Below are 13,566 nucleotides of genomic sequence, written 5' to 3'. Positions count from 1 at the left end.
CGGCGGACGGTGCGTGCCACGGGTGCGGGTCGCGCCGCGGACGGTGCGGGCTGCGGGTGCTGCGCGGTGCGCGCGGGTGTTGCCCAGTGCTCCGGTGCGGTGGGGAACGGTGCGGAGTGCGGAGGCTCGCCTGCCGTTCGACTGCCGCCGGGCCGCCGAACTGCTGGCCCTACCGCCGGAACAACTGCCGCTCGGCACCCGGCCCCGGCGGTTGTATGGCACTGCCCCGCCCCCTCCCGCCGCGACCCACAGGAGACCTCATGCCGTCCGACGCCACCGTCGCACCCGCTCCGGCCGCCTTCCGGTTGCCGCTCTCGGAGGCCCAGCGTGACATCTGGACGGCGCACACCCTGGACTCCACCGGTCTGAAGTACAACGTCGCCGAGTGCCGGGACATCCTGGGCCCGGTCGACCCGGCGCTGATGGCTGCCGCCTGGCGCCGCCTCGTGGAGGAGGCGGACGTCTTGCGCACCCGCTGCTTCGAGAACGACGGCGAGCAGGTGTGGCAGCTGATCGACGCCGGCCCGGGCGACCGGGTGCTCGCATACACCGATGTGAGCGGCGTGGCCGACCCGGGGGGCGCGGCCTGGGGGCTGGTGGACGCGGCAGTGGGGGCACCCTTCGATCTGACCCGCGAGTCCCCGGTCCGCTGCGCGCTGATCAAGCTCGCCGAAGACCGCTTCTTCTACGTGTACGCCTTCCACCACCTGCTCGTGGACGGCGCGAGCGTGTCCATGCTGCTGCACCGGCTGGTCGAGCTGTACGAGCGGGCGGTCGCCGGCGAGCCGTGGGGCGCATCGCCGTTCGGCCGGCTGGCCGACCTGCACGCCGAGGACGCCGCCTACCGGTCCTCCGGCGCGGCCGACGCCGAACGGGCGGCGTGGCGCGAGCACTTGAGCGGTGCGCCGGAGGCGGCGACCGGTCTCGTCCGGGGCACGGGCCGGGCGGCCCCCTCCCGGGGTGCGCTGCCCTTCGCCCGGCGCACGGTCCTGGTGCCGGCGGCGGAGGCGGACCGGTTGCGCACCGTCGCACGGGCCGAGCGGGTCTCCTGGCCCGTCCTGGTGGTCGCGCTGTTCACCGTGTACCTGCACCGGGTCACCGCGCAGGACGAGCTGATGCTGGCACTGCCGGTGTCGGGCCGTACCACGAAGACCGCGCGCAGCACCCCGGGCATGACGTCCAACGTCGTACCGCTACGGCTCCGGGTGGACGTCGGCGAGACGCTGGGCACCCTGGTTCGGGCGGTGTCCGCCGAGGTCAAGCATGGTCTGCGCCACCAGCTGACCCGGTACGAGGACCTGCGACGGGACGCCGGCGCACTCATCGGCGGGCGCAGACTGACGGGTCCTGTGCTCAACATCATGGGGTTCAACGCGGACCTCACGGTGTCCGGCAACCCCACGGTCAACCACAACGTGAGCAACGGCCCGGTGGACGACCTCAACGTCGCCGTGTACGACCTGGGCGCGGCGGACGGTCTCCGGATCGACTTCGACACCCCGGTGGAGGGCGTCGATCCCGAGGCCGTCGCGGCCCACCAGGACCGGTTCGCCGCCTTCCTGACCGCTGCCACGACAATGGACGCGGAGCCCGGGGGACCGGGTGCTCGGAGCGTCGCGGAGTTGGACGTGCTGTCGGCGGATGAGCGGAGGATCCTGCTCGGGGCGTGGGCCGGGGAGGTGGCCGACCAGGACGACGTGTCACTGGTGCGGCGCTTCGAGGAGCAGGTGGCCCGCACTCCGGACGCGGTTGCGCTGGTCGACGGTGAGCGCGGCTTCACGTACGCGGAACTGAACGCCACCGCCAACCGCTGGGCCCGCCACCTGCGCGGGCGCGGCCTCGGCCGGGGCGACCTCGCCGGCATCCTCCTGGAACGCGACGCCACGTTCGCCGCCGCCCTCATCGCCGTCCTCAAGACCGGCGCCGGTTACACCCTGCTCGACCCCGACTTCCCGGGCGAGCGCCTTCGCTCCGCCGCGCACGATGCGGGTATCGCCCTGCTCGTCACGGACGACGGCCTCGGGCAGCGCGTCGAAGGCCCCTGGGGTGTGGTCTCGTGCTCCGGCGGGACCCCGGCCGATGGGCAGGACGGCAACCTGGGTGTGCCGGTCACGGGGGACGACGTGGCGTGCGTGATGTTCACCTCCGGCTCGACCGGGCGGCCCAAGGGCATCCTGTCCTCGCACCGCAACCTCGTCTCCACGGTCACCGCGCAGACCTACGGAAACTTCGGGCCCGACCAGGTGTTCCTTCAGTGCTCACCGGTCTCCTGGGACGCCTTCAGCCTCGAATTCTGGGGAGCCCTCCTCCACGGCGGCACCACCGTCCTGCAACCCGGCCAGAAGCCCGAACCAGCCCTCATCGCCGAGCTGTCCCGCCGGCACGGCGTCACCATGCTCCAGCTCTCCGCCAGCCTCTTCAACTACCTCACCGACGAACACCCCGAAGCATTCGAGTCGGTCACCGTCGCCTACACCGGCGGCGAAGCCGCCTCCCCCGCCCACGTCCACAAACTCCAGCAGCTTTCGCCGCACACCACCGTCGTCAACGGATACGGCCCCGCCGAATCCATGGGCTTCACCACCACCCACACCATCACACCGTCCACCGAACCCCACCCCACCATCCCCATCGGCACACCCCTCACCAACAAAGCCGCCTACATCCTCGACGCCACCCTCCAACCCGTACCCCCCGGCGTCACCGGCCACCTCTACCTCACCGGCCACGGCCTCGCCCACGGCTACCTCAACCGACCCGACCTCACCGCCACCACCTTCATCCCCAACCCCCACGGCAAACCCGGCACACGCCTCTACCGCACCGGCGACCTCGCCCACTTCGACCAGCAGGGCCACCTGCACTACAACGGCCGCGCCGACAACCAAGTCAAGATCCGGGGCTTCCGCATCGAACCCGCCGAAGTAGAGGCCGCACTCCTCACCCACCCCCACATCACCCAAGCCACCGTCACCACCCACCACGACCAACTCGCCGCCTACGTCGTCACCAACACCGAGGCGACCACCACGGACGACATCCGCCGACACCTCACCGACCGGCTCCCCGAGCACATGGTCCCCACCCACCTCACCCTCCTCGACCGCCTCCCCCTCACCCCCAACGGCAAGATCGACCGACGCGCCCTCCCCGAACCGGCCGCCCTCATCTCCCAAGGCCGCGCCCCGCGGAGCCAACTCGAAGAGGTCACGGTCGCCCTGTTCAGCAAGGTGCTGGGCACGTCGGAGCCCGTGGGTGTCGAGGACAGCTTCTTCGCCCATGGCGGGCACTCGCTGCTGGCGGCCCGCCTCACCAACCACCTCGCCGACGTGCTGGGCATCCGGCTGACCATCCGGGACGTGTTCCAGAACCCCACGCCCGCACGCCTCGCCCAGCACATCGCCACTCTCGACGGCCGGCCCGCGCTCCCGCCGCTCACCGCCGGGGCCTGGTCCGGTGACGGCGACGCGCCCGTGTCCTTCGCCCAGCGCCGACTGTGGCTGATGGCCGAGCTGGACGGCGGCAGCGCCGCGTACAACGTACCGATGGCCGTACGGCTGACCGGTCCGCTGGATGCCGGGGCCCTCGACGCGGCGCTGCACGACGTGGTCGCACGCCACACCCCGCTGCGGACCGTGTTCGCGACGGTGGACGGGGAACCGCGCCAGCACGTCGTACCGGCCGCACACGCCCAGGTGCCCGTCGAGCGCCGCGAGGTGACCTCCGGCGAGCTGGACCACGCCTTGGCCGGGTCCGCGTGCCATGTCTTCGATCTCCGTACCGAACTCCCCGTCCGGGCCACCCTGTTCGAGGTCGGCGACGACTCCTGGGTGTTCCTGCTCCTGGTCCACCACATCGCGACGGACGGCCGGTCCACCGGCGTGCTGTTCGATGACCTGTCCCGGGCCTACGAGGCGCGGAGCGCGGGTGCGACCGCGAGTGTCCTGGAGCCGCTGCCGGTGCGGTACGCGGACTACGCGGTCTGGCAGCAGCGTGCGCTCGGCGCCGCCGACGACGCGGACAGCGTGCTCTCCCAGGAATTGGCGTTCTGGCACAAGACGCTGGAAGGGCTCCCCGAGGAGCACGGCCTGAACCTGGACCGCCCGCGCCCCGCACGCGCCTCGCACCGGGGCGGTCAGGTAGAAGTCGTCTTCGCGGATGGCCTGTTCGAGCGCATCGAAGAGCTGGCCCGGGCAGAGGGGTGCACCCCCTTCATGGTCGTCCACGCCGCACTCGCCGCAGCCCTCACCCGCCTGGGCGCCGGCACCGACCTCGCCCTCGGCTCCCCCGTCGCCGGCCGCACCGACGAAGCACTCCGCGACCTCGTCGGGTTCTTCGTCAACACGCTCGTACTGCGCACCCACACCGACGGCAACCCCACCTTCCGCGAGCTCCTGGAGCGCGTCCGCACCACCGATCTCGACGCCTTCGCGCACCAGGACGCCCCCTTCGACCTCGTCCTCGACGCCCTCAACCCCACCCGCACACTCGCCCGCCACCCCCTCTTCCAGATCTGCCTCACGCTGGAATCCGGAGGCGTTCCGGAGCTCCGGCTCGGAGACGCCACGGTCACCGCGATGCCGGGGGTCACGAGCGGGGCGGCCAAGTTCGACGTGGAGTTCCTGCTCCGCACGGACGCCGGCCAGCGGCTGCGCGGCACGGTGCTCTACGCGGAGGACCTGTTCGACCGGTCGACCGTCGAGCGCATGGTGTCCGTGCTCGGAGCGGTGCTGCGTCAGGTGCTGGACGACCCGGAGGCGCGCCTCGGGGACGTCGAGGTGCTGTCGGCGGCCGAGCGGGAACTGATCCTCGGGCCGTGGGCGGGGACCGCTGCCGATATCGGTGACACCTCGCTGGTCGCACGGTTCGAGGAGCAGGCCGCCCGCACCCCGGAGGCGGTTGCGCTGATCGACGGTGAGCGCGGCTTCACGTACGCGGAGCTGAACGCCACCGCCAACCGCTGGGCCCGCGAGCTGCGCGGGCGCGGTCTCGGCCGGGGCGACCTCGCCGGCATCCTCCTGGAACGCGACGCCACCTTCGCCGCCGCCCTCATCGCCGTCCTCAAGACCGGCGCCGGACATGTGCTGCTCGACCCCGACTTCCCCGACGAGCGACTGCGCTCCGCCGCGTCCGAGGCCGCCCTCAGCCACCTGGTCACGAACACCGCACTCGCCGACCGCCTCCCCGGAGCCTGGACCACCTGCACCGAGGGTCCGGACGAGGTGGCCCGCCACGACGCGGGCAACCTCGGCCTACCGGTCCGGGGCCAGGACGTGGCGTGCGTGATGTTCACCTCCGGCTCGACCGGGCGGCCCAAGGGCATCCTGTCCTCGCACCGCAACCTCGTCTCCACGGTCACCGCGCAGACCTACGGAAACTTCGGGCCCGACCAGGTGTTCCTTCAGTGCTCACCGGTCTCCTGGGACGCCTTCAGCCTCGAATTCTGGGGAGCCCTCCTCCACGGCGGCACCACCGTCCTGCAACCCGGCCAGAAGCCCGAACCAGCCCTCATCGCCGACCTCTCCCGCCGCCACGGCGTGACGATGCTCCAGCTCTCCGCCAGCCTCTTCAACTACCTCACCGACGAACACCCCGAAGCATTCGAGTCAGTCACCGTCGCCTACACCGGCGGCGAAGCCGCCTCCCCCACCCACGTCCACAAACTCCAGCAGCTCTCACCCCACACCACCGTCCTCAACGGATACGGCCCCGCCGAATCCATGGGCTTCACCACCACCCACACCATCACACCGTCCACCGAACCCCACCCCACCATCCCCATCGGCACACCCCTCACCAACAAGGCCGCCTACATCCTCGACGCCACCCTCCAACCCGTCCCACCCGGCGTCACCGGCCACCTCTACCTCACCGGCCACGGCCTCGCCCACGGCTACCTCAACCGCCCCGACCTCACCGCCACCACCTTCATACCCCACCCCCACGGCAAACCCGGCACACGCCTCTACCGCACCGGCGACCTCGCCCACTTCGACCAGCAGGGCCACCTGCACTACAACGGCCGCGCCGACAGCCAGGTGAAGATCCGGGGCTTCCGCGTCGAACCCGGCGAGATCGAGGCCGCGCTCCTCACCCACCCCGGCATCACCCAAGCCACCGTCACCACCCACCACGACCAACTCGCCGCGTACGTGGTGACCGGCACGGCGACCGTGACGACGGAGGACATCCGCCGGCACCTCGTCGAACGGCTGCCGGAGCACATGGTGCCGACCTACCTCACCGTCCTCGAACGGCTCCCGCTCACGCCCAACGGGAAGATCGACCGGCGCGCCCTGCCCGAACCGGCCGCCGTCGTGTCCCGGGGCCGCGCGCCGCGCAACCCGCTGGAAGAGACCCTGGTCGGCCTCTTCACGCGGACGCTGGGCGCCGAAAACGCGCTGACCATCGACGACGACTTCTTCCACCACGGCGGCCACTCGCTGCTGGGCGCCCGCCTCACCAACCACATCGCCGTCTCCCTGGACGTCCGGCTCACCGTCCGCGACGTCTTCGAGCACCCGACACCGGCCCGGCTCGCCGAGCACATCACCGCGCTGAAAACCGCGCCGGCTGCCAAGAAGGCCCGGCCCGCCCTCCGCCGTCGTACCGAGACAGAACGGATCAGCTCATGACCTCCGCCTCCCCCGCCCCCGAAGACGTCGTCTGGGACCTTCCCGGTGACGGCCCGCACCGCCTGTCGCTGCTGGTGCTGCCCCATGCCGGGGGCAACGCCCACGCGTACGGCGGCTGGCGCGAGCACCTGCCGGCCGATCTGCGGCTGCTGATCGGCCAGTATCCGGGCCGCGGCGCCCGCTACTGCGAGGAGCTGCCGGTCTCGGTCGACGACCTGGCGCAGCCCGTGGTGGACTCGCTGCCCGCCGACACCGGCGAGCTGGTGGTGCTCGGGCACAGCATGGGGTCGCTGGTGGCCTTCGAGGTGGTACGCGCCCTGCGGGCCGCCGGCCGCATCCCTCGTCTGCTGATCGCCTCCGCGTGCCGGGCGCCGGTGCTGCCGAACCAGTGCCCCGTGCACCCGGAGCTGCTGGACGACGACCAGCTGGTCGCGGCCATCAAGGAGCGCGGCGGCACCGACGACGGCATCCTCGACGACCCGGAGCTGCGCGAGATCGTCCTGCCGTCCATCCGCGCCGACTTCGCGATCGACGACGCCTACCGGTGCACCGCCCCGGACGCCCGGCTGGACTGCCCGGTCGCCGTGTTCGGCGGGGACGCCGACCCGATCGTCCCGGCGGAGATGCTCGCCGGCTGGTCGCTGGTGACCGGGCACGAGGTCGTGCCGCAGGTGCTGCCCGGTGACCACTTCTACTTCCAGGAGGACCTGGCGGGCTTCTTCGCCCGTTTGAACCCGGTCCTCGACGCCCTGCGTGACTCCGCCACCGCGTCCGCGTAGCCACACCCGACTTCGTTCAAGCCAAGCCAAGCCGAGGAAGAGGAACCCATCGTGACCGCTCTCGCCCAATCGCCCGCCGCCACCGGTATCACGCCCGTCCGGGAGCCCGGCAAGCCGGTGATCGTCCCCACCCCGGAGTTCGCCACCATGGCGGAGGCCACCGCGTGGCTGACCGCCCAGCGGTCCGCGATCCAGGCCGAGTTGCACAGGTCCGGCGCGGTCATGCTGCGCGGCCTGCCCGTCCGTGACGCGGCGACGTTCGCCGAGGCGCGGGACGCGCTCGTCGCGGAGCGGGCCGGCTACAAGGAGAAGGCCACCCCGCGCACCGACTTCGGTGAGGGCGTGTTCTCGTCCACGGACCTGCCGGCCGTCCAGCCGATCCGGCTGCACAACGAGAACAGCTACACGCTGGACTTCCCCGGTGTGCTGCTCTTCGGCTGCGTCACCGCGCCCGAGACCGGCGGGGCGACGACGGTCGGTGACATGCGGGCGGCGCTCGCCAAGCTGCCGCCGGAGCTCACCGCGCGGTTCGCGGAGGCCGGCTGGCTGCTCGTACGCAACTACTCGGACCTGGCGGGCATGCCGTGGCGCAAGGCGTTCTCCTCGGAGGACCCGGCCGGTGCAGAGGAGTACTGCGACGCGCACGCCATCGGCTACGAGTGGCTGGACGAGGACACCCTGCGTACGCGGCAGCGGCGTTCGGCGATCATCACGCACCCGGTGACCGGTGAGCGGGTCTGGTTCAACCACTTCGCCTTCTGGAACGCCCGCAGCCTGGACGAGGACGTCCGCGAGGTGCTGGTCGAGACGTTCGGTGCGGACGGGCTGCCGTTCAACACGTACCTCGGTGACGGCACCGCCCTCACCGACGCGGAGGTGGACGCGATCAACGACGCGTACCAGGCGGTCACCGTACGGGAGACCTGGCAGGCCGGGGACGTGATGCTCGTCGACAACATCCTCTGCGCGCACGGCCGCGAGGCGTTCACCGGCGACCGGAAGATCCTCGTCGCGATGGGCGAGCCGGTGCCGCTGTCCGACTGCTCGCCCGCCTCCGCCCCCTCCACCACCCTGTACGGAAAGTGAGCCCCGCCATGACCGCCGTACTCCCCGAGCGCGCGACCGCCCAGGCCGTCCCGGCCGCCCACGCCACCGACTGCCCCTGTGACACCTGCGCCGCCGCCGGGACCGGCGCGGCCGATCTGATGACCCGCCTCGCGGCCGTGCCCGGTGACCGCACCGCCGTGGTCGCGGGGGGCCGGGAGATGACGTTCGACCAGCTCCGCCGGCAGGCCGCCTCCTTCGCGGCCGGAGTCGCCCGGGCGGGGGCCGGTCCGGAGAGCGTCGTGGCGCTGTGCCTGCCGCGCGGCGCCGACCTGGTCACCGCGATCATCGGCACCCTCACGGCGGGCGCCGCCTACGTGCCCGTCGACCCGGCGCTCCCCGAGGAGCGGCGGCGGCTGCTCCTCGACGACTCCGGGGCCGACCTGGTGGTCACCGACGGCACCGGTCCCGCGCTTCCCGGCCCCCGCGTGGTCACGGTCGGCGAGCTGACCGCGCTTCCGGGCGGGGCGTTCACGCCGGTGCCGGTGGGGCCGGGGGCACTCGCGTACGTCATCTACACCTCCGGCTCCACGGGCCGGCCCAAGGGCGTGGAGATCGCGCGCGGTTCGGCGTCACTGCTGTTGCGGGAGCTGGAGGACGAGGGCGCGGCGAGCGGGGAGACGCGGCGCGTCGGGTGGAACGCGTCGCCGTCGTTCGACGCGTCGGTGCAGCAGTGGGTGCGGCTGTCGCGCGGGGACACGCTGGTGATGACGGACGAGGAGACGCGCCGCGACCCGGCCCTGCTGGCCGCGTTCATCGACGCTCAGGGGCTCACCGATCTCGACATCACGCCCTCGCACGCCGAACCCCTCCTGGACCTGCTCACCCCGGACGGCGGTCCGCGCCCGCTGACCCTGCTCGTCGGCGGCGAGGCGATCGGCCCGGCGCTCTGGGACCGGCTGGCCGAGGCACACCGGGCGGGCGTGCTGCGCGCGGTGAACGTGTACGGGCCCACCGAGTGCACGGTCGACGCGACGGCCGGCTGGATCGAGGAGCCGGGCGAGCCCCACATCGGTACGGTGCTCCCCGGGCTGCGGATGCGGCTGCTCGACGCGCACCTGAGGCCGGTCGGGCCGGGTGAGGCGGGTGAGCTGTATCTCGCCGGGCCCCGGATCGCGCGCGGGTACCGGCGCGGCCCGCGGCTGACCGCCCAGCGTTTCGTCGCCGACCCGTTCGGCGCGCCGGGGGGCCGGATGTACCGCACCGGGGACCGCTGCCGGCTGCTGCCGGACGGGCGCCTCGTGCACCTCGGACGGCTCGACGGACAGGTGAAGCTGCGCGGCCACCGCATCGAGGTGCAGGAGATCGAGGCGACCCTGGGCCGGGCGGGCGCCACCGAGGCGGCGGTGATCCTGGGCGAGGACGCCGGGGGCACGCCGTGCCTGATCGCCTACCACCGGGGCGGGGACGCCACCGCGTTGCGTGACGCCGTGGCGCGGGCGCTGCCGTCGTACATGACGCCGTCCGCGTTCGTCGCGGTCGACCGGTTCGCGACGACGCCCAGCGGGAAGCTGGACCGGTCCGCGCTGCCGGCCCGGATCGAGGCGGCCTCGCCGGTCGAGGCGCCGGAGCAGGGTGCCGGGCCGAGCGGGCGGGCGGAGGAGCTGATCGCCCGGGTGTGGGCGCAGGTGCTGGGTGCCGCGTCGATCGGCCCGGACGACAACTTCTTCAAGCTGGGCGGCCACTCGCTGCTCGCCATCAAGCTGGTCTCCCGGGTACGTGCCGAACTCTCCGTCGCCCTGCCGGTGAAGGCGGTCTACGCCCACCCTCGGCTGCGTGACCTCGCCGCCCACATCGAGGAGTTGACGGCTGCCACGGATGGCTGACCCCCGCCTCCGCACCGGCCCGTCCTCCCGCCCACCCCCGTCGTCCCCGAGGAGCAGCAACCGTGATCCCCCTTTCGTACGCCCAGCACCGGCTGTGGTTCCTGAACCGTCTCGAAGGCCCGTCGGCCGCGTACAACGCGCCCGTCGTGCTGCGTCTGGAGGCCACGCCCGACCGGCCGGCCCTGGAGGCGGCGGTCCGTGACGTGGTGGACCGCCACGAGGTGCTCCGTACGGTCTACAAGGCCGTGGACGGGGAGCCGTACCAGCACATCGTCGGCGATCCCGGCGTGCGTCTGGAGGTACGGGAGTGCGGGCCGGGCGACGACGTGGACGCGCTGGTCACCGCCTTCGCGCGGCTGCCGTTCGACGTCACGTGCGATCTGCCGCTGCGGGCACGGTTGTTCGCGGCCCACGACGGACGTGCCGTGCTGGTGCTGCTCGTTCACCACATCGCGACCGACGGCTGGTCCGTCGGCTGCCTGCTCACCGACCTCGACCGCGCCTACACGGCCCGGTGCGAGGGCCGCGCACCCGGGTGGGAACCCCTGCCCGTGCAGTACGCGGACTACGCGCTGTGGCAGCGGGACATGCTGGGCGACCCCGCCGACCCCGACAGCCTGGCCCACGAACAACTCGTCCACTGGCGTGCGGCTCTGGACGGCGCACCGGCCGCGACCCGGCTGCCGGCCGACCGCCCCCGCCCCGCCGAGCCGAGCCACCGGGGAGCGCTGGTCACCGCCCGCCTCTCCGCCACCGCCCACAAGGCGCTCGCCGCGACCGCCCGCGCCCACCGCGCGACGTTCTTCATGGCGGCCCGGGCCGCCCTCTGCGCCGCGCTGGGGGCGGCGGGGGCGGGGCCCGACGTGGTGGTGGGGACGCCCGTGGCGGGCCGGCCCGAGGAGGATCTGCACGACCTCGTCGGCTTCTTCGTCAACTCGCTGGCCCTGCGGGCCGACCTGTCCGACGACCCGGCCCTCGGCACGCTGCTCGACCGGGTCCGGGAACGGGACCTGGCCGCCATGGCCCACGAGGACCTGCCGTTCGACCTGCTCGTCGAGGACCTCAACCCGGAACGCTCCCTCGGCCTGCACCCCTTCTTCCAGGTCATGCTGACCACGCAGACCGCGCAGGACACCACCTGCGCCCTGGGTGCCGTATCCGGCACCCTCGACGCCGCGGACCTGGCCACCGCCAAGTTCGACCTGAGCTTCGACTGCGCCGAGACGTACGGCCCCGACGGCGATCCCGCCGGGGTGCTGCTCGGCCTCCAGTACGCGACCGACCTGTACGACGAGGAGACGGCGCACCTGCTCCTCACCCTGTTCCACCGTGCGCTGACCGCGTACGCCGAGCAGCCGGCCGGCACACCCCTCAGCCGGACCGGTCTGCTCACCGCCTCGGACCGCGAGGCGATCGACCGCCGTCACGAGGCCCTGACCCGGGCCGCGGAGCGGACCGCCGCCACCCGGGGCGGCCCGCCCGACGGCGAGGACCGCCGCGCCCCCGCCGCCGACCCGCGCGAGGAGATCCTTCGCGGCCTGTTCGCGGAGGTGCTGGGCCGGGACGGGATCGGCCCGGACGACAGCTTCTTCAAGCTGGGCGGGCACTCGCTGCTCGCCGGAAAGCTCACCAACCGCATCCGCAAGGCGCTCGGTGTCCAGGCCGCCATCCGTGACGTGTTCCTCGCGCCGACACCCGCCCGGCTGCTGCGCCGGCTCGCCGAACAGGGCGACGGCCCGGTCCGGCCGCCGCTGCGCCCGGTGCCCGCGGCTCTGCGGCCGGAGCGGCTCCCGCTGTCCGCCGCTCAGCAACGACTCTGGTTCGTCGGGCAGTTGGAGGGGCCGAGCGCGACCTACAACATCCCGGTGGTGACCCGGCTGCGCCGCCCGGTCGAGCCGGCCGCCTTCCGCGCCGCGCTCGCCGATGTCGTACGACGGCACGAGGTGCTGCGCACGGTGCACAGGTCGGCGGACGGGGAGCCGTACCAGGAAGTGCTGGGGCACGCCGAGCCCGTGCTCGACGTGGTGCGGACGGGCGGGCCGCAGGAGCTGCGGGCGGCCGTGGACGCCGCCGCCGGGCATGTGTTCGACCTCGCCGCGGAGATCCCGTTCCGGGCGTGGCTCCTGGAGGAGGCGGGCGGGGGCCAGGTGCTGGTGCTGCTGGTGCACCACATCGCCGGGGACGGCTGGTCCACCGGCTGCCTGCTCGCCGACCTGGACCGGGCCTACCGGGCCAGGTGCGCGGGCCGGGCGCCCGGTTGGCAGCCGCTTCCCGTCCAGTACGCCGACTACACGCTGTGGCAGCACGAGTTGCTGGACGGCGAGCACGGGGTGGCCGGTGAGCAGCTGGCGTACTGGCGTGCCGCGCTCGACGGGATGCCGCCGCTGCTCGCGCTGCCCACGGACCGGCCGCGGAGGCCGGAGCCGGACGGGCGGGGCGCGCTCGCGCGGTTCGAGGTGGGCGCCGAGACCCATCGGGCGCTGCTGCGGTGTGCCCGGGAGAACGGCGCCACGCTGTTCATGGTGGTGCAGGCCGCGCTCGCCGCGCTGCTGACGCGGCACGGGGCCGGCGAGGACCTGGCGATCGGCACCACCGTGGCGGGCCGGGGCGACGAGGCGCTGCATCCGCTCGTCGGGTTCTTCGTGAACACGCTGGTGCTGCGTACGGACACCTCCGGCGACCCGGCCTTCCGGGAGCTGGTGCGCCGGGTCCGCGACGGGGGCCTGGGCGCGTACAGCAACCAGGACCTCCCGTTCGACCGGCTCGTGGAGCACCTGAGCCCGCACCGCTCGTCCGCGCACGCGCCGCTCGTCCAGGTGATGCTTCAGGTGCACGCGGCGGGGGCGGGCGAGACCGGGGCCACCGCGTCCGCGCTGGACGGCGAACCGGTGGCGTTCCGGGGCGCGGGCGCCAAGTCGGACCTGACGTTCGCGCTCACCGAGACGGTGGGCCCGGACGGGGAGCGGGCCGGGCTGCGGGGCGTCCTGGAGTACGCCACGGCGTTGTACGACGCGGAGACCGCCGCCCTGCTGGTGCGGCGCCTCGGGGAGACCCTGGACGCGTGCGCGGCGGACCCGGACGCGCCGCTGTCCGCGCTGGACGGCGGGGAGCCCGCGCCGGGGGGTCCTGAGGTGGTGCTCGACGCGCAGGGGCGCCGGGTGCCGGTCCGGGTGCCGGGCGAGGTGCACGAGCCGGGGCCGGGCGGTGGGCTGCGGCCCACCG

The 13,566-nt window shown here is 73.3% G+C and carries 5 protein-coding genes; all 5 read left to right on the top strand.

The genetic code is table 11. From position 1 onward, the window contains the following. Nucleotides 1-260 precede the first annotated feature (260 nt). Nucleotides 261-6,635, top strand: a complete 6,375-nt coding sequence (locus tag G3I41_RS23990; RefSeq protein WP_164402466.1) for a non-ribosomal peptide synthetase — start codon at nucleotides 261-263, stop codon at nucleotides 6,633-6,635. Beyond that, the gene (locus G3I41_RS23985) at nucleotides 6,632-7,414 is read left to right on the top strand and encodes an alpha/beta fold hydrolase (protein WP_164402465.1); all 783 of its coding nucleotides are present in this window, start codon (nucleotides 6,632-6,634) and stop codon (nucleotides 7,412-7,414) included. Before G3I41_RS23990 ends, G3I41_RS23985 begins: the two co-directional genes overlap by 4 nt. A gap of 51 nt (nucleotides 7,415-7,465) precedes the next feature. Continuing rightward, the gene (locus G3I41_RS23980; RefSeq protein ID WP_164402464.1) at nucleotides 7,466-8,500 is read left to right on the top strand and encodes a TauD/TfdA family dioxygenase; all 1,035 of its coding nucleotides are present in this window, start codon (nucleotides 7,466-7,468) and stop codon (nucleotides 8,498-8,500) included. An 8-nt stretch (nucleotides 8,501-8,508) separates the two neighbouring features. Continuing rightward, nucleotides 8,509-10,344, top strand: a complete 1,836-nt coding sequence (locus tag G3I41_RS23975) for a non-ribosomal peptide synthetase (protein WP_164402463.1) — start codon at nucleotides 8,509-8,511, stop codon at nucleotides 10,342-10,344. A 62-nt stretch (nucleotides 10,345-10,406) separates the two neighbouring features. Next, nucleotides 10,407-13,566: condensation domain-containing protein (locus G3I41_RS23970; protein WP_164402462.1), on the top strand; the 3,160-nt coding region annotated here is incomplete at its 3' end.

The sequence above is a fragment of the Streptomyces sp. SID9727 genome (assembly GCF_010550605.1).
GTDB lineage: Bacteria > Actinomycetota > Actinomycetes > Streptomycetales > Streptomycetaceae > Streptomyces.
This window is presented reverse-complemented; position numbering and strand designations above follow the sequence as displayed.